Below are 26,730 nucleotides of genomic sequence, written 5' to 3'. Positions count from 1 at the left end.
AAAGGGCAGCTTCTTCATCAGTATCAATAGACGGGAAAACTTGAACTTTAGATGATATCAATGCTATCGTCGCAGCAAAGCCGCCCAGGGATCTGCCGATCGAGGAAACGCTCTATGGCCACGTTAATTGTTCGCAATGTTGACGAAGCCATTGTCAAAGCTCTCAAACAAAGGGCTAGTCGTCACGGCGTTAGTGCAGAGGCCGAACACCGCAAAATCCTAGAGCAAGTCTTACTCCAGCCTGCGAAACAGTCCTTTGCCGAAGTGCTCAGATCGATACCTAACGTTGGCAACGATTCAGACTTTGAGCGGGTGCAAGATAACACTGCCCATGACGTATTTGCTTGACACTAACGTCATCAGTGAGCTGCGCAAACACAGTCAAGCCAACTCCGGGGTTCAAGAATTTCTTCAAACTGCCATTGAGCAAGAGGCCCGCATCTACATCAGCGTGATCACGCTGGGCGAACTCCGCCGAGGCGTTGAACTCATGCGCCATCGCGGCGATCATCTGCAAGCCAACCTTCTGGAGAGGTGGCTGCAAACGGTTGTCGATGACTATGCCGATCACATTCTTGATTTCACAATTACCGAAGCCCAGGTATGGGGAAGCCTGTGCGTACCTCACTCTCAAAATGCGATTGACAAACAACTGGCTGCTACAGCCTTGGTTTACGGACTGACCTTGGTTACCCGTAATGTCCGTGATTTTGCCAGGACAGGGGTGCCTCTCATCAACCCATTTAGACCCTCATAACAAGCCGCGGTAGCGAATAAAGATCAAAACTGCCGCCCAGGATCCCAGCGCCACCTTGATGGCTACCAAAATGTTAAGAATCGGGATCCAACCGCCGCTAAACAGATCCCCCAACTCCCCTCTAGGCAATTCCCAGCCGGCCAGAGCCATCACAGCCACCCCGATAAACGCCACCACCGACAGCTTCTCCCACATCGCAGCCCGCCACCGTTTGTAGATGGCCTCCATCCAGGCGGAAGAGGCGGTGATCGCCACCAAGCCAATGGCCGTCCCCCCCGCCACCCCGGCAGCAAAGCCTCCGCCCGGCGTCAGGTGCCCTCGAATGGCCAGCTCCACCGCGATCAAAGCCGAAATGGTGGCTCCCACTCGCGCCAACACAATCGAGGGAATATCGGTAAATTGAGCTACATTGGCTGTCGGCTGCTCATCCGCCAGCAGATATTGGGCGCCCAAAATTGCCGTGGAAAACACCACCACTTCAAAGAGTGTATCGTAAAGACGGTTGCGCAGAATGAGACCCGTCACCGCGTTGGGCACACCGCTTTCGCTGGCCAGAATCTCCACCGCCTCGACTAAGGCCACGCCCGCTGTGGGATTGGGGGACACGGATCCCACCTCGCCCACAATGAGCTGTAGGGCTGCCAGCAACACCGCTATCCCATACACCCACTTCATGTTGCCATCACCTCAGTGGCCAGAGCTTGCTGCGCCAAAATGGCCTGCAGGCGGGGTACGCGTGTAACCAGGCGATACTCTGCTGCTTCTCCGGCGGGCTCAAGGGCAATGGTGTGTACCTCTCGGCTGCGAAGAGCAGCCACCAACGCCTCCGAACTCCCATAGGCGGCCAACTCCAAGCGCATGTGGTACCGCTGTAGCCCTTGGCGCATCTGCTGTAACAGCTGCCGTGCTGCTGAGGTACTGGCCTCCAGCACAGGGCTGCCTTCAAGAACGCCCAGGCGCATACTCAGCGAAGAGCGCACCGCAATGGCGTAGAGGGTAATAGAAAGCATGGTGCCCACCAGCGCCTCGGTCAGAGCCACATCCGCCGCCCCAAACAGCGCATAGATCAGGACGGCAATCGTCCCCAGGATCCCTCGCATTACCAAGGCGTGGTAGGGATTGGTCTGAGTCACCACCAAGCTTGCCGTCAGGGGCAGGAGTAACGCCATCACCAGCAACAGGGTCTCTTCCATCCTGCCCTCCTATAGGGACTTGCGCTGCGAGCAAAACGCCAGCACATAGCCCAGAATGGTATTCCAAATAGCCAGGGAGATCAGTGCCAACACCAACAGGGGCCATTCCCGTGGGATCCGCAACAGCAGCCCCAGCATGATGCTCATAGAGCCCAGGGTGTCCGACACCGAAAGGCCGTGCAGCTTAAATAAAATCGAGCGATCCCCAAGGAGCGGCGCCGTTCCCCACAACCAAAACAGCACACCAATCCCAAACAACAGATAGCTCAGACCTTCCACCCAGACTTCCATACCTACCCCCAGGGCCTTTCTAAAGCATTTCCAGCCGTTTCAGTACATGAGCCAAGAGCATTAAGGCCGCATTGCCCACCGACAAAATCAAAACCCCCACAATCCCGATCATCCAATCATCCCGCACCACCGACACCACCAAAATCAGGATGGCCGTCTTTGTGGCCAAGCTGGCAAAGGCGAGCATCGTCTGCCAAATATCTTCCTTCAGCCAAGCGGCACACAGGGGCAAGCACAGCGTTAGGGTCAGGAGAAACAGCAGTAGGTTCACACGTCCTCCCGCGGCTTGAGCACATGGACTTCATAAGTGCCTTGGGCATTGCAATTGAGCACGATGGTTTTGGGCGTGAAGGTAATTAAAAAGATATCCAGAAACACCAGCCCTGCTGAACGGTTGGGCAGGGTTTGTTTGTATACAACTTCCTCAACAGTGTGGGGCTTGAGGATCATCTCGAAGGCTTCCCAGTAGGCTCTTGGGATGGCGAGAAGAATTTCCTGGAGCACTCGCCCCCAATCCCGCCATTGCACCGGTGCGGAAGCCTGGCGCGGCAGCAGCAACGTTGCCGCCACCCCGATGGCCACATTGTCCCAGCTCAGATTGCCCGTCAGCAGAAACCAAATCAAGAGGCGCAGGCCGATCTCCAATAGACCCAACTCAGGGTAGCGTCCCATAGTTCCCCACAGCTAACAGAGCCCAAACCAGCACCAACACTATGCTCAAGCCGCCCACCACTGCTTCCAGCCCTTCGTTCACCGACCCTCCCTTCAAAGGGATCCGCTCCCAAAACCAGCCTAGGGGGATCCCAACGCCCAAACTGAGGAGCGCCTTGAGAAGATTGTCAGCGCCATAGGCCGCCGGTAGCCAGCCCCAGAGCAAGCCCCCACCCCAAAGCACCAGTGCCACTTTATCTTGCCAAGGAGTTGCAGAGGTGGTTGCCCCCTTCATTGGAGAAACAGGTGCCCGCAGCACTCGCACGCCTAAACAAGTGGTGCCGACGGTAACCCCCACCAGCAGCCACTCGTGCCAGGGATCCAGAGCAGACAAGCTGAGGGCCTTGGCCGCATACCCCAAACTGCCGGGTACCCCTGCCAGGGAAGCCGTCCCCAAGAGCAGCATCGGCCAACGCCAGGGATGGGTCACGCTTGTTCCAACAAACAGCAAGGGCTTTGCCAACCCATGGGCAAGACCGTACAAACCTGCCCATTGAGGGGCAGCAATCACAAATCCCATCTGCGATACCGAGCTCCAGGCGAGAAGGTGCTGGGGCGTGCTCCCCATCAAGGCCAGTAGGATCCCGAAAACGGCTGAACCAGCGCTCAAGTAGGGCAACCCCTGGGCCAAGACCGGCGAAGCCTCGCTGCAGCGCACCAAAGCCATGGCTCCTGCTTTGGTCGTAAAACCGCTGAGCACCGCCGCAACAACGGGATCCGCGGTAACGTAGGTGAGGGGCAGCCACAGGCCGGCAACGAAGATCGCCCCCTTGGCCAAAAGACCCACAGCAATCAGCGCCAAGGCCGTGGGGTCGGCCATAGCCAAACTGCTCATCGCCAGGGATCCCGTGCGCACATAGACCAGGATTGCGCCCATCAGGTAGAAGAGCATGGCCACATTGCTCATGAAAAGGTAGCGCAGCCCCACCCAGAGCTGGCGATCGCGGTGCGGAGCATTTTCTTCCACTGTGGGTTGGCCCTCAGCCCGCCGCCCGTAGGTCAGCAGCAAAAACACGCCGATGCTGAGCACCTCCAGGGAAACGTAGACGCTGATCAGGTCGGCACTGATGACGACAGCATTGGCGCTACCGTGGACGATCAGCAACTGCATGGCCAGAAAGCGGCTGCCCGCAAAGCGTCTATCCAAATACAGCGCCACCCCCAGCGTGACCAGGCCGTGGGCCAAGAGCATCGCTGCTCCATTGGCATCGATCCGCAGCGTCACCCCGAAGTGATCCAAAAGCTGTAGCTCCAGGGGCGCAGCGGTTGTGCCGGGCAAGCCCCCCTGCTGCACCGCATAGGCCACCGTCAGCGCGGCCATCCCCACCAGGCTGGGACGGGTTAGGGCCGGCATCAAGTAGGTTGTGAAGGCCAGCAGAAAGGGCAATGCCACCCACACCAGCGTCAGCTCAGTCATCGGTAGAAGTGCTCTGCGCCCCTGACGCGACTGCCTGTTCGATGCTCTCGACTTCGAGGGTGGGATGATTGCGCGAGAGCTTCATCACCCCCACCAACATCAAGGCTTGTACCGATAGGCCAATGACGATGGCCGTGAGGATGATCCCCTGAGGCACCGGGTCGGCATAGTCCAGCTCGCGCCAGGGTTTGTAGATGGGGGTGAACACACCGCTCCGGGCTGCCCAGATCACGAAGAAGGCGATGACCCCGGTGCTCATAACATCCATAGATAGGATCTTCAATAATAGGTTGCGCTTGACCACGACTCCCCAGAAGCCAAGGAAGATCGTGAGGATGACGGCGGCACTTAACATGGACACCTCGCTTGCTGCGCTCGAGCTATCTGGTCGCTCAGTCGTTCTAAGGCTACGCCCGCTACGTGACCAGTATCCAGCTTCCGCAGTCACAGCAGCCAGATAGCCTATGGCCGGTTGCAACGCTGCCGGGATCCCCATCTCCCCAGCAAGACCGGGATCCCGAATTCGAAAGAGCTGCAGCTCCCAATGGGCAACTTGCTGCGACTTCTTGCCAGCTCTGGGGCTTGGTGGGATCCTGGTCATACACCTCTCATGCCAAGGTCGGAATTCATGGCTGCTGTTCGCAGTTTAAGTTGTAATTTAATGGCCTTGGCGGAACCGACTTCTGGATGCTGAAGAAAGGTGTTGGAGAAGGGGGTTTAAAAGCCGTGATGCTGCCGGTGGCGGAAGCAGAAGCCCTGATTTTGCAGGCGGCTCAGCCGCTGGGCCCAGAGTGGGTGGAGCTGGGATCCGCCCAAGGCCGCGTTCTCAGCCAAACTGTGTATAGCCCCCAGGATTTTCCGGCCCATCCCACCTCCAGTATGGATGGCTATGCCGTGCGCCATGAAGATGTGCAAGCGGGGATCCCTTGTGAGCTGCAGGTGATTGAGACTCTCCCCGCCGGAAAGGCACCCACCCGAGAGCTCCAGCCTGGACAAGCGGTGCGTCTCTACACCGGCTCCCTCTTGCCCAGCGGTGCGGACACCGTGGTGATGCAGGAATACACGCAGCAACCTTCGCCAGGAACCGTTCGCCTCTTGCAGCGTCCGCAACGGGGCCAATTTGTCCGGCCCCAAGGAGACTTTGCCCGCCAGGGGGATCCCCTCCTGCCGGCAGGGCAGGCTTTGGGCGGAGCGGAGCTAGCCGTTTTGGCCGCCATCCGACAGGCGATGGTGCCGGTGTTTCGTCAGCCCCGGGTAGCCCTGTTCTCGACAGGGGATGAGCTAGTGCCCATCCAGCAGGTGCCGGGGCCGGGGCAGGTCGTGGATTCCAACCAGTACGGCTTAGCGGCTCTGGTCAAGGCAGCGGGTGGGATCCCGATCCAGTTGGGCATCGTGCCGGATCGGCTCCAGGTGTTGCGGCAGGTCGTCCAGCAGGCCCTGGCCTCCGCCGATGGGGTGATCTCTTCCGGAGGGGTATCGGTGGGGGATTTTGACCTGGTGGAAAAGGTGCTGGAGGAGTTGGGAGGCGAGATTTTCATCCGCAGCGTGGCCATCAAGCCGGGCAAACCCCTGACGGTGGCTCGTTTTCCCAATCCCCACGGCCCCCCCAAGCTCTACTTTGGCCTGCCGGGCAACCCTGCCTCTGCCCTGGTGACCTTCTGGCGCTTTTTGCACCCGGCCCTGCGAAAAATGGGCGGATCCCTGCCCCCCTACTGGCAGATCCTCTCCGCCTTCAGCCCGGTGGATCTGCATGCCGACGGTCAGCGGGAACACTATCTCTGGGGACGGCTGCAGGTCAGGCCTGAGGGGATCCAATTTCAGCCCGCCGCCAACCTCAATTCCGGCAATCTCATCAGTCTGGCCGGCTGTAATGCCTTGGCTGTGCTGCCAGTAGGGACAACCCAGATCCCTGCTGGTTCGCCCGTTCAGGTGCTGCAACTGCCCTGAAGATCCCTAGCCCTCCTCTCGCTGCTGCTGGAATAGCCGCCATAGTCAATCCAAATAACAATGAGACGCTAGCCAGTACAACAGTTCCGTCTGCAACAGCGGATCGCAGGCCTTATCACTTCATCCACAGAAGTTCCTCTATCAGCATGCATCCTTGCCCTCTTGAGAGCACTAAAGTCACCCTCAATCTCATTCAAGTCTGGCAAGGGCCTCAGCAAAAAACCACCTCCTGCCCTGCCGCTTTCATCAAATCCTTTATCCTTCCCTTCCGTTCGCCGAGCAGGCCCTAGGCCTTTGAATCGGCCCATTGCCCAGAGTCAATACAGATGTCCTCTCCAAACTCGGCATTTAGTGTCCCTCAAATTCTTCCGCATTCGAGCTACTTGAAAAAGCGTCGGGGCTATCAAACCCCCTCTCTCCTTCCTCCTACCGGCTACTCAGCTCTCTCTCTTCCCATAAACTTTCTCCCCTCTCTTTGGCCAAGCATAAAACAGGTGCGTATCTCCCCAAACCCTGTCTCGTCATTCTCTCATCATTCGCGTCAGCGGTGCAGAGCCCATTGTAAGCTAAACTCTCACTTCCATACTTCTGAACCAACTCCCTCAAGACCCTAGAGTCGTTGATTCTCTCTTGGATTCTCTCTTGCCAATCCCGCTCTCGGTGCCTTAACTCTTTTTTTTCGCGTTGTTTTCATCTTCCTAAGAGCATAGTAAATAGCGCTGGGATGGACGCCAAACCTCTGGGCTCTATCCTTCAGTCGAGCTTCTGGGTACTGTTCTACGTCTTGCTGCAGAGCGACCAAGTCTATCTTTCGCTTCCGAGTCTTGACTTTTGTCGGCCTCAGGTCTTCTCGGTTCAGCCAGCGATAAACCGTTGCACGACTGACTTTGTACATCTGTGCAGCTGCAGTGGGGCTGCCCCCTTCCTGGACATACCCTACGACTCTCTCTCTCAGGTCTAAGCTGTAGGTCATGAAGCTTCCTCCTGAGGTCTACCCCCACGTCATCTTGCCTTTAACACCGTCTCATTGTCAACTGAATTGACTACAACTACACAGACCTGCTTTGTGGTCATTTCAAATGGCACCTGTCTTGCCTTTTGTCTGCCGTCGTCGAGAGAGGGGGCAGCGGCACAGAGGACTAGGAAGGAGGGGGGAGACCGTCTCGAACAGACCTAGAGTAGGCCTGCTGCACCGCCTGGTAGCGCCGTTTGAACGCCTGCTGCTGCACCTTGTGATCCACAATGGGATCCGGATAGCCACAACTTCGCCGTTCCCGCAAAGCCCAGGCTCCCTTGGGGTCATCTCCCACCCACAGCAGAGCAGGCGTATCCAGCCGTGCCAGCTCCGGCAGATAGCGACGGATGTACTCTCCTTCCGGGTCATAGCGGGCTGCTTGCGTGGCCGGGTTGAAGATGCGCAGGGGCTTGGGATCCGTGCCCACACCGGCGCTCCACTGCCAACCGCCGTTATTGGCCGCCAGATCCCCATCCACTAGCTTTTGCATAAAGTAGCGTTCCCCCCAGCGCCAATCGATAAGCAGATCCTTGGTCAGGAAGCTGGCCACAATCATGCGGCAGCGGTTGTGCATCCAGCCAGTTTCGTTCAGTTGGCGCATGGCCGCATCCACGATGGGGTAGCCCGTCTGACCGGTGCACCAGGCCTGAAACCAGTCCTGCCGATTGTCCCACTCCAGGGCGTCGAAGGCTCGTCGATAGGCTCCGGTTTCCACGTGGGGCCAGTGGGCCAAGACATGCTTGTAAAACTCTCGCCAGCACAGCTCCTGCCGCCAAGTTTGCAAGCTGCTTTCGGCCTCTTGGCTGCGCACCTCGGCTTCCACCTCCCGCGTGGCTTGCCACACCTGGCGAATGCCGATCGTTCCCCAGCACAAGTGGGGGCTCAGTAGAGAAGTGCCCGGCTCAGCCGGGAAGTTGCGGGCTCGCTCGTAGTCCAAAATGCGCAAACCCTGACAAAAGTCTTCCAAAAGGGCCTGAGCTGCTGCTTCCCCCGCTGCCGGGATCCGCTGGTCGCAGACAAAGCCCAAATCTGCCAAAGTCGGTAGAGGCTGCGCTTTTAGTCCCGATACCGGCTGCAGACCCTCGGGGGTTGGGTAGGGATCCCGCTTGGGCAAGCTCGCCCACCTGCGCCAGAAGGGAGTGAAGACCGAATAGGGCTCCCCCGCCTGGGTCAACACCTCCCCCGGCCCGTGCAGCAGCATGTCTTGGTAGGAGAAGGACTGGATCCCGGCTGCGGCCAAACTGGCCTGCACTCGACTCTCTTGCTGTAGGGCGAACGGCTCCCCATCGGCATTCCAAAACACGGCCCTGGCTCCCAGGTCTGTGGCCAAGCACCGCAACTCCACCGAGGGATCCCCCAGCCGCCAGATCAGCGGGATCCCCATCTGGGCGTAGCGCTCTTGGAGCTCTTGCAGAGCCTGAAGCAAAAAGGCCACCCTAGCTGGGGCCATGTCCGACCGTCTCAGCATCTGCGGGTCGAAAATGAAGACAGGCACCACCTGAGAGCTGCGCTGGGCTGCCTCATGAAGAGCTGTGTTGTCCCCTAACCGCAGATCGCGACGATGCCAAAGCAAAACGGGGGAAGTCATAGGCTGCCAAGCAATGGGATCCCATCTTGGCTGGTTTCCACCGCCTCTTTCAACTCACCCCCCCCAAGGCCGGGATCCTGGGCAGCCAGAAGCTACACTGCGTTGTAAAGAACCTTGAAGAACCCTATCAAAGCTCTAGACTGTCGAACACCCGACTGGGACAATAGCGGCAGCGCTCATCCGGCTTTTGCTGGCCATCGCTGTATCCCATCGCGTAAGCTGTATCCCCCAACATCACCACCAGCTGAGTCAGCTTCAGCGAGAGCAACGGGTCAAGCGGCTCCGTCACATTCAGCATAAACTGCTCAATGGAGCGCCGCAGCGCCTCTGGCGTCTTGATCATCACGTCTCCATCCATCCATCGATGGCTTTAGGTATACATACTCAAGGCAAGATGGACATGGACTCAGGATAAAGGTGGAAGGAAGAGATGCTCGTAGCATTGGCTACTGTTCTTGGGATCGAGCCGGCAAGGGCTGAGCTCCACACCAGCCAGAGCAGGCTTGCGGATGATGTTAGCCTAGGTATCCAAAAATGGCGACAGCGCGACGGGTGGCACGGGTAGCAGAGCTGATCAAACGAGAGGTCAGCCAAATCCTGCTCTCGGAGATCAAAGATGACCGGGTTGGGGCAGGGATGGTCAGCATTGTGGATGTCGAGGTTTCCAATGACCTGCAAAACGCCCGCATCTTCGTCAGCATTTATGGGGATGAGACAGCTCAACACCGAGCTATGGAAGGGCTAGCAGCGGCCACACCCTTTGTGCGGCGGGAAATCGGCCAGCGCCTCAGCCTGCGACGGGTGCCAACGGTGGTGTTTTTGCAGGATCGCTCTTTGGAGCGGGGATCCCGCGTTTTGGCCCTGCTCAACCAACTGAGACCGACCTTTGAGGCCAAGGCCCAGACTGGGGTTGAGGAACCGCTAGAGAACACCGCCGAGGGCGAAGAAAACCCATCGGGCGGTGAATAATTGCACCGATGGCTGAGCAGACCAGATAGAGAGGCCTTTGCTTTGCAGCAATGCGGACAACATGAAAGAAAGATTTTTTACCGTTCGTGTCGCGTAAGCGGGCCCTGAAGTTTTTGGATTTGTTAGGCTTAAGGGAGCTATACAGCCCTTCCCCCGATCGTCTATCCGTACAGGACTCCATGTCTGCGGCACACTTGCGCAAACCAGAGCGCTCTGCTCCAAAGGGCAGCGGCGTTGTTGTGGTCAACCTGCGAAAGGGCTGTAAGGTTGCTGTCCATGCCTTTCCTGCCTTTTCATGGATGTTCAAAGCCCACTGCAACCGGATCCCTCTCTAGGGGGTGCTACTCCACTCCAAGCTCTGCAGGCCCTAAACCAGAGTGTTGCCGAAGCTTTGGTTTCCTGCTTGAAAGGGCAACCCCAACAGGCCACTCAGCACCTTTTGCTGGCTCTGCCGCAGCTCATGGCGGCTCTGGGGGCCTTGAGGCAAAAATCTTCCCTTCGCGTGAGCGGGCCGGAGGCCTTGGCCGAGCCTGCAGGTTGCCCTTCAGAAGCCAAGCCCAAGCGCATCATGCACATCGAAGGCAATCGCGTGGAAGTGTGGGTGGATAACCAAATTCGCAGCAGTTGGAGCATTTGGTCGGTGGGAGATCTCAAGGAAGTCTGTCGGCTGGCAGAAGAGTTCGACTGTGGCCTCAGCTATTCTCTAGGAGGAAACTCAGAGTCTCAGTCGGAGATGCTGCTGTTGCCCTCCAATTCTGCTGATTTGTCCGACCGGCTCTCCAACCCCGTTCACGTAAGCGGGCCGGAGGCCCCAGGCTCTGCCGCCTAGCACCCCCAGCTTCGGTTGCTGCTTTTGCTGTTCAAATCCCCATGGCAGAACCCCAACGGCTACAGAAGCTCTTGGCTCAGCAGGGATTGGCCTCGCGTCGCCAGGTGGAAGCCTGGATCCTGGCCGGGCGCGTTCGAGTGAACGGGAAGGTGGTCACTGAGCTGGGCTCCAAAGCCGACCCAGAGCGGGATTGCATCGAGGTGAATGGGCAAGTGATCCCTTTGGCCAAGGATCCGGCGCGCTATGTTTTGCTCCTGCACAAGCCAGTGGGGGTTTTGTCAACCTGTGCAGATCCTTGGGGACGCAAGACGGTGCTGGATCTGCTCCCCCCATCTTGGAAACGGCAAACCCGCCTCTACCCGGTGGGCCGGCTGGATGCGGACAGCAGTGGCGCTTTGCTGCTCACCAATGATGGCGACTTGACCTTGAAGCTGACCCATCCGCGCTATCATCTGCCCAAAACCTACCGGGTACAGGTACAAGGGCATCCGAGTCAGGCCACTCTGCAACATTGGCGAGACGGAGTAGACTTAGAGGGGTACACCACTCTGCCGGCGGAGGTGGAGTTTTGTCCTGCCCCGGATTTCCGGCAAAGGGAGCATCCCAATTGCTCCTGGCTGAGGGTGGTGTTGTTTGAGGGACGCAACCGGCAAATTCGGCGGGTGGCGGAGCGTCTTGGGCATCCGGTGCTCAGCTTACATCGGGAAGCCATTGGCCCACTGGGCTTGGGCAACCTGAAAGCAGGCCAGTTCCGCCAGTTGGATCCCCATGAGCTCCAAGCTTTGCTGGCCCCTCTCACCGGGCACAGCAGCTCATCCTCGCAAGGACTCCGTCCCGCTTACGCGATCGGGAAGCGCCCTCTAAGGCCTCCGGCCCGCTCACGCGATTAGCTCGTCAGAGCCTCTAACTGAGTGCAAACTCTCACAGTAGCCTCCTTTCTTCCGCAGGTGGCCAAATGATGCAAGAGCCAGCACACTCTTTAGAAGCCCTGGGATCCCTGTTGCGGCAAACACGGGAGGCACGGGGACTGACGTTGACAGAAGTAGCTAACGATACCTTCATTCGCTGCCAATATCTGCAGGCGCTGGAGGAAGCTGACTTGAGCCGGTTACCGGAGCCGGTGTATGTGCAAGGGTTTCTCAAGCGCTATGCCGACTATTTGGGGTTGGATGGCGAAACCCTCTCTCGGCGTGCCTCTCCGCTTTTATCGGCCAAAACCCCCCGCGCGCCAGCTCCTCTTGCTGTTGTCGGCCAGCAACCTGCCTTTGCCCTGCGCCCTCTCCACCTTTGGGCTGCTTATGTGGTGCTGATTGTGCTGACGGTGGGGGGATTATCAGCTCTTTTGGAGGGCACAGGCAATCCTTTTGGGCGTTGGCTGGTGAGCCTGTCAACGGTCAGTCGGGAGGGATCCGGCCAGCAACCGCCTGCTGCCAACTCCCCGGATCCCACTCTGTCGGCAGCTCAGCCCACGGCCCGCCAACTGTTTCCCACCCTCGACCAATGGACGCGCATTCAGGGCGTCTTCCCCGAGGTCTTGGAAGCTCACTCAGGGGGGGCGGGGCGCAAGCCGGTGCGTCTGGATATTCGCGTTGTGGAGCGCCCTTCCTGGTTGCGGGTCATCGCCGATGGGCAAACGGTTTTTGAGGCCACCTTACAGCCAGGGGCCGAGTTGAATTGGGAAGCGGAGCAGTCAATCGTGTTGCGTACCGGCAATGCGGGCGGTGTGTTGGTGACCTTTAACGACCGGGAGCTTGGAGTGATGGGCCGATTTGGGGAAGTGAAAGAGCTGATGTTCGAGCCGGGGTTGGATATTCAGTCGCTGCAGTAGGAACCCAGCCAAATGATCATCCCGTTGCGCTTGGCGTTATCGGCGGCAGAGTAGGAGCAATCTCCCACCCTTGGGAGCCAAGCTGCTGCAGCAGGTGCCGGACTTTGTCGATGTCTTTATCGCCTGGCCGACGTTCCACACCACTGGAGAGGTCGATGCCGCTTGGCTGCAGGTGGCTGAGCGCCTGCAGAACATTGTCCGGGTTCAGCCCACCAGCCAGCAGCCAAGGCAAGGGCAGGGAGCGGTGGGCAAGTTCTGACCAATTCAGAGTTCGCCCCGTTCCACCCGCCTGTTGGGGGTGATAAGCATCCAAAAGCAGCATCTCCACACAGTCTCGGTAGAGATTGGCCACTTCCAGATCTTGCGGCTGGCGGACGCGCAGGGCCTTGATGCGGCGGATCCCGGGAAGCCATTCCCCCAATTGCTGACAATCTTGCGGGGATTCTTGGCCATGCAACTGGACAGCCGTGAGGCCCACCGTTTCCACCCAGGCGGCGATGGCGCGGGGATCCTGATCCAGGAAGACCCCCACCTTTTCCACAGGGCCGGGCAGGGATCCCACCCAACGAGCCATTTCCGAGAGGGGCAAATAGCGGGGGGTATTAGGCACCGCGATGAACCCAAGGGCACTCACCCCCAGCGCGGCGATGGCCTCCGCCTGATCCTGACGGGTGATGCCGCAGATTTTGACAAACAACCGGCCCATTGGGAGCACCACCAAAACAATTGGCTGCTGGTTCTTGGATGGTTCTGAGAGCGCTGATACATCTACTTTTGTTCAGGGCGCATTTGCAGAGGATCCGGCTGTTCCGGGTGAAGCTTGTTGATCCGGCGCACCATTTGCCATAGCCGTCCAAAGTTGCGCTGGTTGAAGTGCATCACCAGCCGTGGCAGATGGGCAATATCTTCCTCGGCTTCCTCCGGCAAGGCCCCAGTTTGCTCGATCCGGCCCGAATCGAGAATATCGGCAAACTCTTCGTTTAAGATGTCTAGGGCTTCCGGTGAGAGTCTGGTGTTCAAGCGCAAAACCAGGAGCTCCCGCACGTAGCGATTGCTGTGAAAGACGCGATAAAAATCGACAATCTGCTGGCAGGCATCTTCCACGTCGTCGGTTAGGGTGTAGAGGAAGAGATCTTCTGGGCTGATCAAGCCGCGACCAAGCAGGTGCTCCCGCACGTATTCGTCCCATTCTTTCCAGTAGCAGCCACCTATTCTGTCCACCAGCACCAAGGGCATGAGCTTGGTTTTGCCGGTTTGCATCAGGGTTAGGCATTCAAAGGCTTCATCCTGAGTGCCGAAACCGCCGGGAAAAAGCACCAGCGCGTCGGTTTCTTTAACAAAAAAGAGCTTGCGCGAAAAGAAATACTTGAAGTTGATGACCCGATCGCTGGCAGCAATAACGGGATTGGCCATTTGCTCGAAGGGAAGCTGGATATTGAGCCCAAAAGAGTTTTCCAGCCCTGCCCCTCGATTGCCGGCTTCCATGATGCCGCTGCCGCCCCCCGTCATCACCATGAACCCCCGTTGACTGATGCAGTGGGCGAACAACTGGGCCTGGCGATATTCGGGACTTTCTGGCCCTAGCCGTGCCGACCCGAAAACGGTGATCTTGCGTTGATGAGCGTAGTTTTGGAAGGCGGCAAACCCCTGCTCCAGATCCTCAAGAGTGGCCGCCAAGATCTTGGCATCCAAACGGCTCAGCTCTAGGGATCCCATGCGCTGCAGCGACTGCACAATACGCAGCCAGGCTGTCCGGTTGGGGTGATGCTCCAACTGCTTTAGGCGAGTCTCAGCGTTGGAAAAAACCTCTCGCAGAAGGGAAGAAACGGAATCGGTCAAGCTGGGATCCTAAAGTTCTCTGGAATTACTTTAATCAGTTCTCGGCACAAAATGGCAGCTGGGTTCTAATCCAGAACCCAAAAGTTACACTCTGAAACACCCAAGGCATAGCCCTCAGGCTTCGGCAGGTGTGTCGAAGTGCTTTTCCAGGATCGTGGTTAGAGTTGCCTTGGGTACGGCGCCAACCACCACATCCACTTTCTGGCCGCCCTTGAACAACATCAGGGTGGGAATGCTGCGAATGCCGTACTGGCTGGCAGTTTGAGGGTTCTCGTCGGTGTTGATTTTTACAACCTTAACTTTGCCAACATACTGCTCAGCTATCTCCTGAACCACAGGAGCCACCATCCGACAGGGGCCACACCAAGGTGCCCAAAAATCAACCAGAACTGGAATATCGCTGCGCAGCACCTCTGCCTCAAAGGTGGCATCAGCGATATCTATTGCTGCAGACATGCCTGGATAACTCCTGAAACAACACCTGTCACGGTCTCTGATCTTAGCACAGCCCCCAGGCTGCTGGTGACCTCAGCCTGTTCCATTGCTACTACACGGAGCGTTCGCCAAAGGAACTATCCCTTGGGATCCCGGCCTGAGACCTTCGCTCAGCCAACCGCAGCGCTAGGCAGTTTGGGGACGGCACCGAAAGCATCTGAGCCGTGCTGAAGCAGGCTTCTACGGCATCCATCAAAAGATTTGTCTTGGCAAGGTTCCCGGGATAGTTGAGTGCGTCATGACCAGGCTGCTCCTATCCTATATGGTCACTTTGATTCAAACTAGGACACTGCACCCACACCTAAAACCTTGGTCGCGTCAGCGTTGCGGAGCAATAATGCAAAGGGCTAGAAAGCTTTTCTCAGTAGCCTAGGCGTCTCACCCTAACCTGAAACGACTGTAGTCATTTTAACGAGGAATGAAACTGTTCCATTGGAAGAGGGGTTGAGGATAGTTGTGGAAGCGACGCGGAGTAGTTGGGAAGTGTCTCAGCCTAACTTGAAATGACCATGATCAAGGCATAAACCTTTGTCTAGGTGGTCATGTATGGAACTCCCTTTGAATAAAAGCCAATCTATACCAACCGATCCGGCCAGCTTGGCCTTGGCGAGCTGGGATCCCTCAGACGGCCTTCAGACAAACACCATCGGCTTATGACGGATTTTCTCGAAAGCAGCCGCATCAAAACGGTAGAGGGTTGCCGGTCTGCCTGTTCCTTGGGAACTTTTCTGGCCGGTATCTTGCAAGATACCCAGTTTCAGTAGGCGGGCGCGAAAATTGGAGTAGTCGGAGAACCCCTCGCCCAAAACGGTGCCGTAGAGCTGATAGACCTCCCCTAGCGTGAAGGTGGCGGGCAAAATGTCAAAGGCAATCGGGCTGTACTCCAACTTGGCGCAGAGGCGACGGCGGGCATAGCGGCAAATCTCTTCGTGGTCAAAGGCCAAAGGGGGAATCTGGTCGGCGGGATACCAGGCAATGCCCTCCACTCCGTCTGCCAGCAATTCAGCATCCTGGAACCGCACCAGGGCAAAGTAGCTGACCGACAGGTAGCGCACCCCATAGCCATCCTCGGCCTCACGGGGATCCCGTTCCGGCCCCCCAAAGGTGTAGAGCTGCTCCAGATAGAGGTTCCTAACACGAATCTTCTCGGCCAAGATGCGATAAGCCGCTGCTTCCAAGGATTCTGAGCGCCGCACCAGCGTTCCCGGCAGAGCCCAGCAACCGCGGAAGGGATCCTCCCGCCGCCGCACCAGCAGCACCAGGAGGCGATTCTGCTCAGTGTCGATGGAGAAAATGACCGCATCCACGCCCACCCGGAACTCCGCCAAGGCGATCCGGTTCTCCGATGGGCCTGCCACGATGCGGGATCCCTGCATAGCTTGGCACTGAATCCTCCACCAACAGCCTACCCAGTTTGTCCCTCCAGAGGGAGCTACCAGCCTGGACCACCGTCTTGCCAGTCTAAGCCCTATCTGGGGCGAAGGCTTTCGTGTCGCGGGGAAGATGGGTTGCTAAAGGTGTGCAAAAGAACCCCGACTCAGGCAACACTTTTACTTTTTGCGCGATTTGGCTCTTTTTCAGCCACGGAGGACCCCTCAGCGAGGGGGAACAGCCGACCTTGCCCAACAGCAATGTGAACCCGCGCGCCCACAGGCAGGGCTTCCCGGGCTAGGGCGTGCAATTCTTTGCCGGCTGCTGTGATCAGGGAATAGCGGTACTCTCGCCCCAAAAACTGTCGATCCCGAATGACAATGCCTCCCTGAGGATCAGGGTGCAAATGCAACTCCTCCTGGCGAACCATCAACTCTGCGCAGCGCAAGCTGGGGTCGGGCTGATCCCTCAAAGCCTGGAATGGGATGTGCAGCAGCTCTTCAGCCTGCCAACCAAACTCCCGCCGCTCACAGCGCAGAAAGTTGGCCTGGGTAATAAACTCTGCCACGAAGCGAGTAGCCGGCTCCCGGTAAACCTCCTCCGGGGATCCCCATTGCTCAATACGGCCTTCCCGCATCACCGCCACCCAGTCGGAGAGGCAGAGAGCCTCCTCTTGGTCGTGGGTGACAAAAATGGCCGAGGTCTGGGTTTGCTTGAGGATTTTGCGGATTTCTTCCCGCAGGTAGTAGCGCACCTGCACATCCAAATTGCTCAGCGGCTCATCCAACAGGATCAAGCTAGGCCTGGGGGCCAAAGCCCGCGCCAAAGCCACCCGCTGCTGCTGCCCGCCCGAAAGCTCGTGGGGATAACGATGGGTGTAGTCTTCCAGGCCCACCAACCGCAACACCTCGTAAGCGCGTTCCCGCGCCTGTTGGGCAGCGCCTCGCAACTCAGCTCGCAACTCAGTTGAGGAGGAGCGATTGCCACCCCCTGCCGCCGACGCAAACGGGGTAGTGGGTCGGAGGCCAAACATCACATTGGCCAACACGTTCAAGTGGGGAAACAGGGCAAAATCCTGAAACACCAGCCCCACTCCCCGTCGCTCCGGTGGGATCCACTGCCCCTCCCCGGCCACAACCTGCCCCCCCAGCAGGATCCGCCCGCTATCCGGCTGCTCAAATCCGGCAATGGTGCGCAATAAGGTGGTTTTCCCACAACCTGATGGGCCCACAATGCTGAGGATGTCTCCTTGGGGCAGGCGAAACTCGACTTCCCGCAAAACCAACTGCCGCTGGCCGGGAAACCCCTTGCTGATGCCCTCAAGCTGAAGGATGTAGGAGGGATCCTCCCGCGCGGCAGTGGGGCTTGGAGAAAACAAAGACTCAGCCATGACGGTTGTTGTTGCAAAAGATTTTCACCATTCTTACCACACTACCATACTCCCAGACCCCACCTAGCCGGATCGAGGTTCAACAGCCAGCGGACGGATCTTGAGCAAGACAGGCTGAGGTCTCTGCGCCCTACCCTGATTCCAAGGGAAGCGATGGAAAATCAGTGTTACACTTAGTTAAGGAAGTTTCTCAGGTTGGGTGGCGCTTGCTTGTGTGGCGCACGCCAGAGGCTTGTTGTAAATGAGTTTTGAGACAAAGTTTCCCGAACGTGCTCTGATTACAGGGGCCAGTCGAGGGATCGGCAGAGCGGTAGCCCTAGCCCTAGCCCGACAAGGGATAGCGGTGGCTCTGGTGGCCCGCTCCCAACCTGATCTGCTAGCGGTGCAGGCCCAAATCCAAGACCAGGGGGGTAAGGCAGCGGTTTTTCCCATGGACTTGGCCGACTTAGCAGCTCTGCCCCAGCAGTTGCAGGCTCTCCTGGATCGATTTGGCGTCTGCGATGTCTTGGTCAATAATGCGGGCATGGCCCACGTTGGCCCTTTGGCCACCTTACCTTTGTCGGATTGGCAGCGAGTGATCGACTTGAACTTGACGGCAGCTTTTCTGTGTGCCCAAGCCGTACTTCCCGGAATGCGCCGGCAGCGCTGCGGCACGATTGTCAACGTCATCTCGATTGCGGGCAAGCGAGCTTTTCCCAACTGGGGAGCTTACTGTGCCAGCAAGTTCGGCCTAATGGGCTTTTCTCAAGCTTTGGCCGAAGAGGAACGACAGCATGGCATTCGGGTCACCAGCCTGTGCCCTGGTGCCGTGGACACGTCCCTCTGGGATACGGGCACGGTAGGGGTCAACTTCGACCGTTCCAAAATGCTCTCGCCGGAATGGGTAGCCGATTTGATTACCTATATTGTTCGGTTGCCCACAGGTGCGGTGGTGGAAGATCTCACCTTCATGCCTGCGGTGGGAGCCTTTTAGACCTGGCTGGTTTGGGGTTGCCCGTGACTTGGGAGGGTTTTGGCTATCGCAGCCTTTGACTGGATGCCACCTGAGCTGAGTTGCATGCACCGAGTTCTCTTAGCCTTTCGTTAACCAAGGAATATCCTGCTATGACCCTTGCGAAACCCGGATCTGGCTCGCAATCTCGAATGGATGACAAAGCCCATTTCAAGTCTCGGGTGATTCGAGATCGAGCCACTTTTGCGGAAGAAGAATTGGGTAGCTTGGATGTCTCAGATCCGGCTATGGTGGCGGCGGTGGAGACGCTGCTGCGGGGGATCGGGGAGGATCCCCAACGGGAGGGGCTGCGAAAAACCCCGCAACGAGTGGTTGCGGCTTTGAAGTTTTTGACCAGTGGGTATCGGCAGTCTTTGGAGGAGCTACTGAACAGTGCCATCTTTGATGAGGGCCATGACGAGATGGTGCTGTTGCGGGATGTGTCTCTGTTTAGCCTGTGCGAGCACCATCTGCTGCCCTTTATCGGCAAAGCCCATGTGGCCTACATCCCCAAGCAAAAGGTGGTGGGCCTAAGCAAAATTGCCCGTATCGTCGAGATGTACTCCCGCCGCCTGCAGGTTCAGGAACGCCTGACACGGCAAATTGCTGAGGCCTTGATGGAGGTGCTGGATCCCTACGGGGTGGGGGTGGTTATCGAGGCTACCCACATGTGCATGGTGATGCGGGGGGTACAAAAGGCCGGCTCCTGGACGGTCACCAGCTCGATGGTGGGGGTGTTTCAGGAGGATCCCCGTACCCGCGAAGAGTTTCTGAGTCTCATTCGCCATCCGTCCAATTTTTAGGGAGCTTCCCGGAGCTTTGCCGGTGGTTGGGTTGAGTTAACCCTCTGCTCAGGCTGGGAATACTAGCCTAAGATTGACTCAAACCCTGCCAGAAGCGAGGCTTGTCATGAGCGAGGTTAGCCCCGAAAACCAGTTTCCCACCGATTTGGACTCCAATTGGCAGCCCCCGGCTCCGCCGGTCATGCAGCGTCCGTCTCGTCCGGCTGCTCCGGTGCCCCCGGTGGAGCCTCCAACGCAACTGGATCCAGTGCTCGGTTCAGCCTCCCAAGGGACGGGATCCCGGCCTGCCAATGCCAAAAACCCCCCCAACCCCATTCTGGGTCGGCCCCTTCCGCCTGGTGTGGCTGTCGCTCCCCCTCAGGTACCGGTGCCTGTGCCGGGCTCTGCCGCTTCTCCTCAGATGCCCCCGCCCACCCCGGCTGCTGCTCGGCCTCCAGTGCCGCCGCCCAGCCCCAATCCTGCCGCTCCGCCTTTTGCGCCACCAGCTCGCCCAACGGCTGCCGGTCGGATCCCAGTGGCTCCAGCTGCTCCTGCGGGCCTGACCCTGCGCCAACTGGTGCAGGAAGCCTATGACAAAGGCTACTCCGATATTCATTTGGGGGTAGGAGAAGTGCCCCGCTTTCGGGATCGGGGGCAAATGCTTTTGACCAACTACCCGGTCACCACCACTGAGATGTTCTATGGCTGGCTGCGGGAAAGCCTGCCGGAGAGCCAAATTCGCCAGTTTGAGGAATGTTTGGAACTGGATACTGCCATCCAGTACGAGGGTTTGGTGCGGTGTCGGGTCAACTGCTTTGTTTCCCTTCTTGGCCCGGCTATGGTGATGCGTCTGATCCCGTTGAAAATTTTGACGCTGGAGCAGTTGCGGGCGCCGGAAGTCTTGAAGCGCATTGCCGAAGAGCACAAAGGCTTGGTTTTGGTGACCGGCCCCACCGGCTCCGGTAAGTCCACAACCTTGGCAGCGATGGTGGACTACATCAATTCCAACTTTCCCAAACACATCATTTCCATTGAGGATCCCATCGAATTTGTCCACCAGAGCAAGAAATCGATGGTGCGGCAGCGGGAGGTCGGGATCCACACCCTGGAATTTGCCAATGCCCTGAAAGCCTCTCTGCGGGAAGATCCGGACATCATCCTGATTGGGGAGATGCGGGATCGAGAGACAGTGGATATTGCCCTGAAGGCCGGCCAGACGGGCCACTTGGTCTTTGGAACCCTGCACACCAACAGCGCCGTCCGCACCATCGAGCGTCTGCTGGGGATTTACAAGCCGGAAGAACAGGAGCCGATGCGTCTGCAGCTGGCAGAAACCCTGGTGGCGATCATCGCTCAAACCCTGGTGCGCACCACCGATGGCAAGCGAGCTGCGGCCCACGAGATCATGCGCAACACCGATGCCATTCGGGACTACATCAAGCGGGGGGCGGTGGATGAAATTGAGGAGCTGATCGCCGACGGCTCCTATGAGGGCATGTGTACCATGAATCAATCCCTGTTTAGGCTTTACCAAGAGGGGCGGATTACCGAAGAGGTGTGTCTGGAGGCTGCCCCACGCCGCAATGAGATGGCCCAATGGCTGCGAGGCCGGATCTAGGGCCAGTCTCGAGATGGAGTCACGCCAAAGTGCTTGAGGGAAGGTTTGCCCTATCCTAAACTGGGAGCAGCCGGCGGCGCTGGCTTGCCGAGCTACCTGCTCATCTCTTGGGCCGACCTTGGGCTGGGGGGATGGGTTGCGAATTGATGAACCGAATTGAAAGCAAGTTAGAAAACAGGAGAATCCCTACCGTGAGCGTGATCAACCAGATCATCGAGACCGCGGATGACCAGCTGCGTTACCTCTCAGTTAGCGAACTGGAAGCCATCAGGAATTACATGACCACCGGCGAGAGGCGCTTGCAAATCGCTCAGGTGTTAGCAGAAAACAAAAAGCGCATCATTGACCAGGCCCAGAAGCAGCTATTCGCCAAGCGGCCCGAGTACGTGCAACCCGGTGGCAATGCCTACGGTGACAAGCGCTACAACCAATGTTTGCGAGATTACGACTGGTATCTGCGTCTGGTGACCTATGGCATTATTGCCGGCAGCAAAGAGCCGATTGAGTCTATCGGCCTGATAGGGGTGCGGGAAATGTACAATGCCCTCAACGTACCCATCGCCGGCATGATCGATGCGATTGTCTTTTTGAAGGAAGCTGCCCTCAGCTTGTTGGAGCCGGCGGCAGCCGCTGAAGCCGCCCCTTACTTTGACTACATCATCAATGCCATGAGCTAGGGATCTACAGGGATCCCAAGGCAGCCCGGGCATGTACGGCCACCTGTTCTTGGGAATCCTGGGCCAGCCGGGTCAGTCCGGCGCGAGCGGCTTCTGTTCCCAACTTGGCCAGGGCAATGCAGACGCGGTAGCGCAGTTGCCAGTCGTCGGAATCAATGAGGGGATCCAGGTAGGGGATGGCCCGCGGATCCCCCAGATCGCCCAAGGCAGCGGCAGCGGCTGTGGTGATCAGCTCGCTCTTGTCCTGCAAAGCTTCCACCAGAGTGTCGAAGGCGGCAGGGTTCCCCAGCTCTCCCAGGGCAGCGATGATGCTAAACCGTACCAGCCACTCCGTTTCTCGCCGATAAGCTTCCAGGAGATCGGCCAGGGCCTGTGGCTGCTTGAGATCCCCCAGGGCAGCGGCGGCAGCAGCCCGCACATCGAACTCCGGATCCTCTCGCAAAGAGCGCTGCAAAATGGGCAACAGTAGGTTCGGATCGACGCCAGACAGGGTGCCCATCTGGCTGATGGCAGCATAACGGACGCGGGCATTCTCGTCGTGAATCGCTCGCTGCAGCAATGTCAGGGCTTCTGGCCCAGGCAGTTCTCTGGCTTTGTTAACAGCGCGCAGCCGATTTCCCAAGTCTTGTGAGTTCAACAGCTCCAGCAAAGCGGGCAGTGCCGGAGGATCCCCAGAGGTTGTTGTCATATCCCATTCTCTCCATAACCCTCCTCGGCCATAGCGAGGGAGGAAAAGCCGATGTTATTATCTTGAAGCAGTGCATCCAGTCCCTTGATCTTATGGCCTTATTGCAACAAGAGAAGCAGCAGATCATTGAGAGCTATCGACTGCACGACACCGACACCGGTTCTGCCGAGGTTCAGGTGGCTCTGCTCACCAGTCGCATCAACCAGCTCTCTCAGCACCTTCAGAGAAACCCGAAGGATTTCAACTCCCGCCGCGGCCTGCTGATGATGATCGGTCGTCGCAAGCGTTTGCTCAACTACATCGCCAAGCATTCTCCTGACCGCTTCCGGGAGCTGGCCGAACGGCTGAACATCCGGGTGAAAAAGTAGGCAGCCCATCCAAAACGCTATCGGAGATCTGTCTTCGTGGGCAAATCCAGCCGCCAGTCCAAAACCTTTCGCCGTCGCTCCCCCTCCGCCTCTGTTGAGGTGGAGAAGAAGCCGGCCAAGAAGGAGCCTGTTGCCGTGATTCCCCCTGAGGTCAGCCGGCGGATGGTGCGGCGGATTCTGGTGTTTTCTGGGATCCCTTCGGGGCTAGGTCTGAGCAGCTTTTTTGTGAATTACTATCTCTTGACCAACCACGTGGTTCCTCTGCCCCCTTACTTCACCTTGGCGGAGTCGCTAACTTTGTTTGGCCTTGGTTTTTTGGGCATCAGCTACGGTGTGTTCTCAGCTTCCTGGGATCCCGAGCCGGGATCCCTGCTGGGAATTGGAGAATTCCGGCGCAACTTGGGCAACATCATCCAACAGTGGCGGGAATCTGCTGCCCGATCTTCTGAATCTTCTGACTCTAGGGAAGCCTAACTGCTCTCCCGTCGCCTTTTCCAGGCCGGTTGCTGCCTACAATCAAGAGGGATCCAAGTCCATTCTGGCGGCAGCGGCTACCCCCAGTTCTCCAGCATGAAAATAGCCTACTTCGACTGTGCGGCGGGCATTGCCGGCGATATGTGTCTAGGAGCCCTGCTGGATTGCGGGGTGCCTTTGGAGTACCTCAACCGTCAGCTCCAGGCGTTGGGCATCGAGGGGGAATATAGCCTGCAGGTGAGCCGGGTGCAGCGGTGTGGGCAGCCTGCTCTGCAAGCTGTGGTGGAGGTACTGGGATCCCAGAGTGGGGGATCCCTTGCTCGGCATTGGGCAGAGATTCAGGCTTTGATCGCGGGATCCCAGCTTTCCCCAGCCATTAAGGCCCGCAGCTTGGCGGTGTTTGAAAAGTTGGCGCAGGCGGAAGCAAAAGTCCATCAGATGCCTGTGGAAAAAGTGCACTTTCACGAAGTGGGGGCAGTGGATGCTTTGGTGGATATTGTCGGCACTTGCATTGGCCTGGATTGGCTGCAGGTGGAGCGGGTGTTGTCATCCCCCCATCCTGTTGGGGGCGGCTGGGTGAGCACAGAGCATGGCAAATTGGCCGTGCCGGTGCCGGCGGTGATCGAGCTGTGGGAAATGGGCCGCGTGCCGGTGTTCAGCAACGGGGTGGAAGCGGAGCTGGTAACCCCCACAGGAGCAGCCTTGGCCGTGGCGTTGGCGGAAGAGTTTGGCCCCTGTCCGCCGATGCGGGTGGAAAAAGTGGGGCGTGGGGCCGGTGCCCAAGAGCTGCCCATTCCCAACGTGTTTCGTCTCTGGATTGGGGAAGTCGATGGGGGAGAGCTAACGGAAACGGTATCGGTGTTGCAGACCCAAATTGACGATCTCAACCCCCAAGTGATTGCCTACACCTGCGAGCAGTTGTTGGCCCTGGGGGCCTGGGACGTGTTTACCCAGCCGATCACCATGAAACAGGGGCGGCCGGGGATCCTGCTTACCGTCATCTGTCCGCCGGATCGGGTGCCGGAGTGTCAAGATCTCATCTTCCGGGAGACCACCACCCTGGGCATTCGCCACTTCCAACAGCAGCGCACCCTACTGGAGCGGGTCATTGAGCGGGTGGAAACCCCTTACGGCCTGGTAGACATCAAGGTAGCCCGCCACCATGGCCGCATCGTCAACGCTCAGCCGGAGTTTCGCGACTGTGTGGCCCGCGCCCAGGAGTTTCACGTGCCGGTTCAGACGGTGTGGCTGGCGGCCCAATCGGCTTGGCAAAACCGGTTGCAAGGTTGAAGAGACACCGAACCTGTTCCACCCCCAATGGAATTTGCTCCTATTGAACACAGATTGGCAGCCGTGGCCTGCTAGCCTGAGAGATGTCGATCTTGCTCTCTGCGCCGACCGCAAAAATGGAATCCCAAGCCTCTCAATTTAACTTCGACCGCAAACTGTGGGATCGGTTTATCACCGTGGCCCAGCCCTACTTTTACCCCAGAGTGCGCTATGGGGGCTGGATCTTTTTGGGCTTGCTGGCAGCGGCCATGGTGTTTGTGGTTGCCCTGATGTTCTTTGTGGAGATTGGGGTGACTTTGGTCGGTCAGGCCCTGTTCCCAGAGTTTTTCACCAATGTGGCAGCCGGATTGGTGGCCCAAACGAAGAGAAACTTGTCCTCGCCGGTGCTGTGGGTAGCCGCGATCAGCTTTGCTTTGAGCAGCCTTTGTTTTGGGGCAGTGTGGCGGCAGCTTCGCCAGCGCTGGTTGCAGTGGGCGCTGCTCACCTTTTTGCTGTTTCTGTCGCTGACGGTAAACCGGCTGAACGTGATGATCAGCTTTATCTTTCGGTTTATCGACACAGCTCTGCAGCAAAAAGAAGAGCCCACTTTCTGGCAATTTTTGATTATTTATGGAGTGCTGATTATCTCAGCTATTCCCATTTTGGTGATCTACCGCTACACTCGCCTCAAGCTAGGGCTGTTTTGGCGAGAATGGCTGACCGATCATTTTCTGGATCGCTACTTCGATCAGCGGGCTTACTACGAGCTGGATTCCAACGCCGCCAACACCGAAATCGACAACCCCGACCAGCGTATATCAGAGGATGTCCGCTCCTTTACCGGCACCACCCTTTCCTTCCTGTTGGACATCCTTGACTCGATTCTCACCCTCTACGCCTTCACCGGCATCCTCTACGGCATTTCTCGTCCGTTGGCGTTGGGTCTGGTGGTCTATGCCACCATTGGTACCGCCATTGCCATTTTGGCTGGTCGCAAGCTGATCAAAATTAACTTCGATCAACTGCGCTATGAAGCCGATTTCCGCTACAGCTTGGTGCACGTGCGGGATAATGCCGAGTCCATTGCCTTCTACCAGGGAGAGGATCAAGAACTCAGGCAAATTTTGCATCGCTTTGGTGCGGCCTTGCGCAATTTTAATTTGCTGATCATCTGGCAGGCCATCATCGATATTTTCCAATACGCCTACAACTATTTCACCCGCATTGTGCCCTATGTCATCGTCGCCCCCCTTTACTTCAGCGGCGTGCGAGATTTCGGCACCATTACCCAAGCCACCATTGCCTTCAGCCAGGTCTTGAGCGCCCTCTCCATTGTGGCCAACCAGATTCAAAGCATTTCCAGTTTTGCCGCTGGGATCAACCGCTTAGGCTCCTTTCACGAGTCTCTGGAAGATCCGGCGCTGCGCCACACCGGCGCTCGGGAAAGCAACATTCAAACTCGCATTGCCCAGCAATTGGCGCTAAACCATGTCACTTTGCTCACCCCCAATTCAGAACGAACCCTGGTGCGGGATCTCTCCTTCGCCTTGGAAGCCGGCCAGCGGCTTTTGATTGTCGGTGTTAGCGGCAGCGGCAAAAGTTCCCTGTTGCGGGCCATTGCCGGCCTATGGACCAACGGCCAGGGATCCATCGCCCGCCCAGATACTCAGGAGATGCTCTTTTTGCCCCAGAAACCCTATATGCTGCTGGGATCCCTGCGGGATCAACTGCTCTATCCCAAACGCCGCCGAGACCTCACCGATGAAGATCTCATCCGAGTCTTGGCCCAGGTGAACCTGGGAGACTTGCCGGAGCGGGTGGGCGGCTTTGATGTGGAGAAAGACTGGGCCAGCACCCTCTCCCTAGGGGAACAGCAGCGTCTTGCCTTCGCCCGCATTTTGATCACCCAGCCCCGCTACGCCATCTTGGACGAGGCCACCAGCGCCCTGGATGTGGCCAACGAAAAACTGCTCTACCTGCAACTGCAACACCTGAACACCACCTACATCAGCGTTGGGCATCGCCCCACCCTCCTGGCCTACCACGACTTGATCTTGGAGCTGCAGGGGAATTGTGCCTGGCAACTGTGGTCGGTGCAGGAGTACAGTGCCCGCCTAGCCCTGGCCAGCTAGCAGCGCCGACATCTCCAGCTGACTCAAATGACAAGCTTTGCGGGTTTGGAACAAAACCCGGATAAGAGGCTGACTTTTCCAACTGGACGCT

At 57.9% G+C, this 26,730-nt stretch carries 30 protein-coding genes and 2 pseudogenes; 16 read left to right on the top strand and 16 right to left on the bottom strand.

What is annotated here, in order from left to right:
• Positions 1-114 precede the first annotated feature (114 nt).
• Together ACVWZG_RS00355 and ACVWZG_RS00350 are read left to right on the top strand one after the other, a co-directional pair.
• Positions 115-348, top strand: coding sequence for a FitA-like ribbon-helix-helix domain-containing protein (locus ACVWZG_RS00355; protein ID WP_071818136.1), 234 nt, complete (start codon positions 115-117; stop codon positions 346-348).
• Entirely contained in the window at positions 332-757 is a 426-nt protein-coding gene (locus tag ACVWZG_RS00350) for a PIN domain-containing protein (protein WP_457393231.1), read from the top strand. The genes ACVWZG_RS00355 and ACVWZG_RS00350 overlap by 17 nt, the downstream gene beginning before the upstream one ends.
• Here ACVWZG_RS00350 and ACVWZG_RS00345 read toward each other — a convergent pair.
• From ACVWZG_RS00345 to ACVWZG_RS00315, 7 genes are read right to left on the bottom strand one after another with little or no spacing between them, the layout of a single operon-like run.
• Entirely contained in the window at positions 752-1,432 is a 681-nt protein-coding gene (locus tag ACVWZG_RS00345; RefSeq protein WP_457404796.1) for a Na(+)/H(+) antiporter subunit B, read from the bottom strand. The two genes, ACVWZG_RS00350 and ACVWZG_RS00345, sit on opposite strands and share 6 nt — an antisense overlap.
• Complete coding sequence (locus ACVWZG_RS00340; protein WP_457404795.1) at positions 1,429-1,950, bottom strand: DUF4040 domain-containing protein; 522 nt, start codon at positions 1,948-1,950, stop codon at positions 1,429-1,431. Before ACVWZG_RS00340 ends, ACVWZG_RS00345 begins: the two co-directional genes overlap by 4 nt.
• Before the next feature lie 9 nt (positions 1,951-1,959).
• Positions 1,960-2,241, bottom strand: coding sequence for a monovalent cation/H(+) antiporter subunit G (locus ACVWZG_RS00335; RefSeq protein ID WP_011431879.1), 282 nt, complete (start codon positions 2,239-2,241; stop codon positions 1,960-1,962).
• Positions 2,242-2,260: 19 nt separating this feature from the next.
• On the bottom strand, positions 2,261-2,512 hold the full coding sequence (locus tag ACVWZG_RS00330) for a hypothetical protein (RefSeq protein WP_457404793.1): 252 nt from the start codon (positions 2,510-2,512) through the stop codon (positions 2,261-2,263).
• Positions 2,509-2,913, bottom strand: coding sequence for a Na+/H+ antiporter subunit E (locus ACVWZG_RS00325; protein WP_041436089.1), 405 nt, complete (start codon positions 2,911-2,913; stop codon positions 2,509-2,511). The genes ACVWZG_RS00330 and ACVWZG_RS00325 overlap by 4 nt, the downstream gene beginning before the upstream one ends.
• Positions 2,897-4,369 (bottom strand): cation:proton antiporter, encoded by a 1,473-nt coding sequence (locus ACVWZG_RS00320; protein WP_457404791.1) that lies wholly within the window; start codon positions 4,367-4,369, stop codon positions 2,897-2,899. The genes ACVWZG_RS00325 and ACVWZG_RS00320 overlap by 17 nt, the downstream gene beginning before the upstream one ends.
• Positions 4,362-4,724 carry a cation:proton antiporter subunit C gene (locus ACVWZG_RS00315; RefSeq protein ID WP_457404789.1) on the bottom strand — a complete coding sequence of 121 codons (363 nt, stop codon included), beginning with the start codon at positions 4,722-4,724 and terminating at the stop codon, positions 4,362-4,364. Before ACVWZG_RS00315 ends, ACVWZG_RS00320 begins: the two co-directional genes overlap by 8 nt.
• 332 nt (positions 4,725-5,056) lie before the next feature.
• Between ACVWZG_RS00315 and ACVWZG_RS00310 the strand changes: the two genes are divergently transcribed.
• Positions 5,057-6,316 (top strand): molybdopterin molybdotransferase MoeA, encoded by a 1,260-nt coding sequence (locus tag ACVWZG_RS00310; RefSeq protein ID WP_414412772.1) that lies wholly within the window; start codon positions 5,057-5,059, stop codon positions 6,314-6,316.
• A gap of 68 nt (positions 6,317-6,384) precedes the next feature.
• Here ACVWZG_RS00310 and ACVWZG_RS00305 read toward each other — a convergent pair.
• The 3 genes and pseudogenes from ACVWZG_RS00305 to ACVWZG_RS00295 all read right to left on the bottom strand — a co-directional run bounded on the left by ACVWZG_RS00305 (position 6,385) and on the right by ACVWZG_RS00295 (position 9,262).
• Positions 6,385-7,289, bottom strand: a pseudogene (locus ACVWZG_RS00305) (IS630 transposase-related protein).
• 166 nt (positions 7,290-7,455) lie between these two features.
• Entirely contained in the window at positions 7,456-8,919 is a 1,464-nt protein-coding gene (locus ACVWZG_RS00300; protein WP_457404787.1) for a cryptochrome/photolyase family protein, read from the bottom strand.
• 127 nt (positions 8,920-9,046) lie between these two features.
• Complete coding sequence (locus ACVWZG_RS00295) at positions 9,047-9,262, bottom strand: hypothetical protein (RefSeq protein WP_414341860.1); 216 nt, start codon at positions 9,260-9,262, stop codon at positions 9,047-9,049.
• A 191-nt stretch (positions 9,263-9,453) separates the two neighbouring features.
• Between ACVWZG_RS00295 and rbfA the strand changes: the two genes are divergently transcribed.
• The 5 genes and pseudogenes from rbfA (at position 9,454) to ACVWZG_RS00270 (ending at position 12,545) form a co-directional block, all read left to right on the top strand.
• Positions 9,454-9,888, top strand: coding sequence for a 30S ribosome-binding factor RbfA (rbfA, locus tag ACVWZG_RS00290; RefSeq protein ID WP_414382476.1), 435 nt, complete (start codon positions 9,454-9,456; stop codon positions 9,886-9,888).
• 295 nt (positions 9,889-10,183) lie between these two features.
• Positions 10,184-10,717 carry a hypothetical protein gene (locus ACVWZG_RS00285; protein ID WP_457404785.1) on the top strand — a complete coding sequence of 178 codons (534 nt, stop codon included), beginning with the start codon at positions 10,184-10,186 and terminating at the stop codon, positions 10,715-10,717.
• Positions 10,718-10,758: 41 nt separating this feature from the next.
• Positions 10,759-11,607 carry a pseudouridine synthase gene (locus tag ACVWZG_RS00280; RefSeq protein ID WP_414399675.1) on the top strand — a complete coding sequence of 283 codons (849 nt, stop codon included), beginning with the start codon at positions 10,759-10,761 and terminating at the stop codon, positions 11,605-11,607.
• A gap of 65 nt (positions 11,608-11,672) precedes the next feature.
• Positions 11,673-11,885: pseudogene (locus ACVWZG_RS00275) on the top strand (helix-turn-helix domain-containing protein); the annotation flags it as partial.
• Positions 11,886-12,017: 132 nt separating this feature from the next.
• Positions 12,018-12,545, top strand: coding sequence for a DUF4115 domain-containing protein (locus ACVWZG_RS00270; protein ID WP_414406348.1), 528 nt, complete (start codon positions 12,018-12,020; stop codon positions 12,543-12,545).
• A 16-nt stretch (positions 12,546-12,561) separates the two neighbouring features.
• On the opposite strand, the gene ACVWZG_RS00265 is transcribed toward ACVWZG_RS00270, so the two are convergent.
• From ACVWZG_RS00265 to ACVWZG_RS00245, 5 genes are all read right to left on the bottom strand, one after another.
• Complete coding sequence (locus tag ACVWZG_RS00265) at positions 12,562-13,251, bottom strand: phosphoribosylanthranilate isomerase (RefSeq protein ID WP_414422358.1); 690 nt, start codon at positions 13,249-13,251, stop codon at positions 12,562-12,564.
• A 62-nt stretch (positions 13,252-13,313) separates the two neighbouring features.
• Positions 13,314-14,384, bottom strand: a complete 1,071-nt coding sequence (locus tag ACVWZG_RS00260) for an LOG family protein (protein ID WP_457404783.1) — start codon at positions 14,382-14,384, stop codon at positions 13,314-13,316.
• A gap of 114 nt (positions 14,385-14,498) precedes the next feature.
• On the bottom strand, positions 14,499-14,840 hold the full coding sequence (gene trxA, locus ACVWZG_RS00255) for a thioredoxin (protein ID WP_011431863.1): 342 nt from the start codon (positions 14,838-14,840) through the stop codon (positions 14,499-14,501).
• Positions 14,841-15,511: 671 nt separating this feature from the next.
• Positions 15,512-16,255, bottom strand: a complete 744-nt coding sequence (locus tag ACVWZG_RS00250; protein WP_457393248.1) for an NUDIX hydrolase — start codon at positions 16,253-16,255, stop codon at positions 15,512-15,514.
• 161 nt (positions 16,256-16,416) lie between these two features.
• On the bottom strand, positions 16,417-17,640 hold the full coding sequence (locus ACVWZG_RS00245) for an ABC transporter ATP-binding protein (RefSeq protein WP_457393250.1): 1,224 nt from the start codon (positions 17,638-17,640) through the stop codon (positions 16,417-16,419).
• A gap of 241 nt (positions 17,641-17,881) precedes the next feature.
• Here ACVWZG_RS00245 and ACVWZG_RS00240 point away from each other — a divergent pair, with 241 nt between their 5' ends.
• The 4 genes from ACVWZG_RS00240 (at position 17,882) to apcD (ending at position 21,708) form a co-directional block, all read left to right on the top strand.
• The gene (locus ACVWZG_RS00240) at positions 17,882-18,613 is read left to right on the top strand and encodes an SDR family oxidoreductase (RefSeq protein ID WP_414341872.1); all 732 of its coding nucleotides are present in this window, start codon (positions 17,882-17,884) and stop codon (positions 18,611-18,613) included.
• Between the two features lie 131 nt (positions 18,614-18,744).
• Positions 18,745-19,434: a GTP cyclohydrolase I FolE gene (folE, locus tag ACVWZG_RS00235; RefSeq protein WP_457393252.1), complete on the top strand. Its 690-nt coding sequence runs from the start codon at positions 18,745-18,747 to the stop codon at positions 19,432-19,434.
• A 106-nt stretch (positions 19,435-19,540) separates the two neighbouring features.
• Positions 19,541-21,031: a type IV pilus twitching motility protein PilT gene (locus ACVWZG_RS00230; RefSeq protein WP_457404782.1), complete on the top strand. Its 1,491-nt coding sequence runs from the start codon at positions 19,541-19,543 to the stop codon at positions 21,029-21,031.
• 191 nt (positions 21,032-21,222) lie between these two features.
• Entirely contained in the window at positions 21,223-21,708 is a 486-nt protein-coding gene (gene apcD, locus ACVWZG_RS00225; protein ID WP_011431857.1) for an allophycocyanin subunit alpha-B, read from the top strand.
• A 4-nt stretch (positions 21,709-21,712) separates the two neighbouring features.
• Here apcD and ACVWZG_RS00220 read toward each other — a convergent pair whose 3' ends face one another.
• The gene (locus ACVWZG_RS00220; RefSeq protein ID WP_414329553.1) at positions 21,713-22,396 is read right to left on the bottom strand and encodes a HEAT repeat domain-containing protein; all 684 of its coding nucleotides are present in this window, start codon (positions 22,394-22,396) and stop codon (positions 21,713-21,715) included.
• A gap of 92 nt (positions 22,397-22,488) precedes the next feature.
• Between ACVWZG_RS00220 and rpsO the strand changes: the two genes are divergently transcribed.
• From rpsO to ACVWZG_RS00200, 4 genes are all read left to right on the top strand, one after another.
• Positions 22,489-22,764, top strand: a complete 276-nt coding sequence (gene rpsO, locus ACVWZG_RS00215) for a 30S ribosomal protein S15 (RefSeq protein WP_011431855.1) — start codon at positions 22,489-22,491, stop codon at positions 22,762-22,764.
• A gap of 36 nt (positions 22,765-22,800) precedes the next feature.
• Positions 22,801-23,238, top strand: a complete 438-nt coding sequence (locus tag ACVWZG_RS00210) for a photosystem II biosynthesis protein (RefSeq protein ID WP_414408022.1) — start codon at positions 22,801-22,803, stop codon at positions 23,236-23,238.
• A gap of 96 nt (positions 23,239-23,334) precedes the next feature.
• Positions 23,335-24,528, top strand: a complete 1,194-nt coding sequence (gene larC / locus ACVWZG_RS00205) for a nickel pincer cofactor biosynthesis protein LarC (RefSeq protein ID WP_457404780.1) — start codon at positions 23,335-23,337, stop codon at positions 24,526-24,528.
• 116 nt (positions 24,529-24,644) lie between these two features.
• Complete coding sequence (locus ACVWZG_RS00200) at positions 24,645-26,639, top strand: ABC transporter ATP-binding protein/permease (protein WP_457415142.1); 1,995 nt, start codon at positions 24,645-24,647, stop codon at positions 26,637-26,639.
• Positions 26,640-26,730 lie beyond the last annotated feature (91 nt).

It is taken from the genome of Thermostichus sp. OS-CIW-33 (assembly GCF_054059615.1).
The sequence above is the reverse complement of the archived record's forward strand: the minus strand, read 5'-3'. Positions and strand labels throughout refer to the sequence as shown.

Excerpts from the sequence above, each read along its gene's own strand:
- folE (WP_457393252.1), top strand. The coding sequence starts at position 18,745 with ATGACCCTTGCGAAACCCGGATCTGGCTCGCAATCTCGAATGGATGAC.
- ACVWZG_RS00220 (WP_414329553.1), bottom strand. The coding sequence starts at position 22,396 with ATGACAACAACCTCTGGGGATCCTCCGGCACTGCCCGCTTTGCTGGAG.
- ACVWZG_RS00285 (WP_457404785.1), top strand. The coding sequence starts at position 10,184 with ATGGATGTTCAAAGCCCACTGCAACCGGATCCCTCTCTAGGGGGTGCT.
- ACVWZG_RS00280 (WP_414399675.1), top strand. The coding sequence starts at position 10,759 with ATGGCAGAACCCCAACGGCTACAGAAGCTCTTGGCTCAGCAGGGATTG.
- ACVWZG_RS00335 (WP_011431879.1), bottom strand. The coding sequence starts at position 2,241 with ATGGAAGTCTGGGTGGAAGGTCTGAGCTATCTGTTGTTTGGGATTGGT.
- ACVWZG_RS00295 (WP_414341860.1), bottom strand. The coding sequence starts at position 9,262 with ATGATCAAGACGCCAGAGGCGCTGCGGCGCTCCATTGAGCAGTTTATG.
- ACVWZG_RS00340 (WP_457404795.1), bottom strand. The coding sequence starts at position 1,950 with ATGGAAGAGACCCTGTTGCTGGTGATGGCGTTACTCCTGCCCCTGACG.
- ACVWZG_RS00245 (WP_457393250.1), bottom strand. The coding sequence starts at position 17,640 with ATGGCTGAGTCTTTGTTTTCTCCAAGCCCCACTGCCGCGCGGGAGGAT.
- ACVWZG_RS00240 (WP_414341872.1), top strand. The coding sequence starts at position 17,882 with ATGAGTTTTGAGACAAAGTTTCCCGAACGTGCTCTGATTACAGGGGCC.
- ACVWZG_RS00325 (WP_041436089.1), bottom strand. The coding sequence starts at position 2,913 with ATGGGACGCTACCCTGAGTTGGGTCTATTGGAGATCGGCCTGCGCCTC.
- larC (WP_457404780.1), top strand. The coding sequence starts at position 23,335 with ATGAAAATAGCCTACTTCGACTGTGCGGCGGGCATTGCCGGCGATATG.
- rpsO (WP_011431855.1), top strand. The coding sequence starts at position 22,489 with ATGGCCTTATTGCAACAAGAGAAGCAGCAGATCATTGAGAGCTATCGA.
- ACVWZG_RS00310 (WP_414412772.1), top strand. The coding sequence starts at position 5,057 with ATGCTGAAGAAAGGTGTTGGAGAAGGGGGTTTAAAAGCCGTGATGCTG.
- ACVWZG_RS00350 (WP_457393231.1), top strand. The coding sequence starts at position 332 with ATGACGTATTTGCTTGACACTAACGTCATCAGTGAGCTGCGCAAACAC.
- ACVWZG_RS00315 (WP_457404789.1), bottom strand. The coding sequence starts at position 4,724 with ATGTTAAGTGCCGCCGTCATCCTCACGATCTTCCTTGGCTTCTGGGGA.
- ACVWZG_RS00355 (WP_071818136.1), top strand. The coding sequence starts at position 115 with ATGGCCACGTTAATTGTTCGCAATGTTGACGAAGCCATTGTCAAAGCT.
- rbfA (WP_414382476.1), top strand. The coding sequence starts at position 9,454 with ATGGCGACAGCGCGACGGGTGGCACGGGTAGCAGAGCTGATCAAACGA.
- ACVWZG_RS00345 (WP_457404796.1), bottom strand. The coding sequence starts at position 1,432 with ATGAAGTGGGTGTATGGGATAGCGGTGTTGCTGGCAGCCCTACAGCTC.
- trxA (WP_011431863.1), bottom strand. The coding sequence starts at position 14,840 with ATGTCTGCAGCAATAGATATCGCTGATGCCACCTTTGAGGCAGAGGTG.
- ACVWZG_RS00300 (WP_457404787.1), bottom strand. The coding sequence starts at position 8,919 with ATGACTTCCCCCGTTTTGCTTTGGCATCGTCGCGATCTGCGGTTAGGG.
- ACVWZG_RS00320 (WP_457404791.1), bottom strand. The coding sequence starts at position 4,369 with ATGACTGAGCTGACGCTGGTGTGGGTGGCATTGCCCTTTCTGCTGGCC.
- ACVWZG_RS00250 (WP_457393248.1), bottom strand. The coding sequence starts at position 16,255 with ATGCAGGGATCCCGCATCGTGGCAGGCCCATCGGAGAACCGGATCGCC.
- ACVWZG_RS00230 (WP_457404782.1), top strand. The coding sequence starts at position 19,541 with ATGAGCGAGGTTAGCCCCGAAAACCAGTTTCCCACCGATTTGGACTCC.
- ACVWZG_RS00265 (WP_414422358.1), bottom strand. The coding sequence starts at position 13,251 with ATGGGCCGGTTGTTTGTCAAAATCTGCGGCATCACCCGTCAGGATCAG.
- ACVWZG_RS00200 (WP_457415142.1), top strand. The coding sequence starts at position 24,645 with ATGGAATCCCAAGCCTCTCAATTTAACTTCGACCGCAAACTGTGGGAT.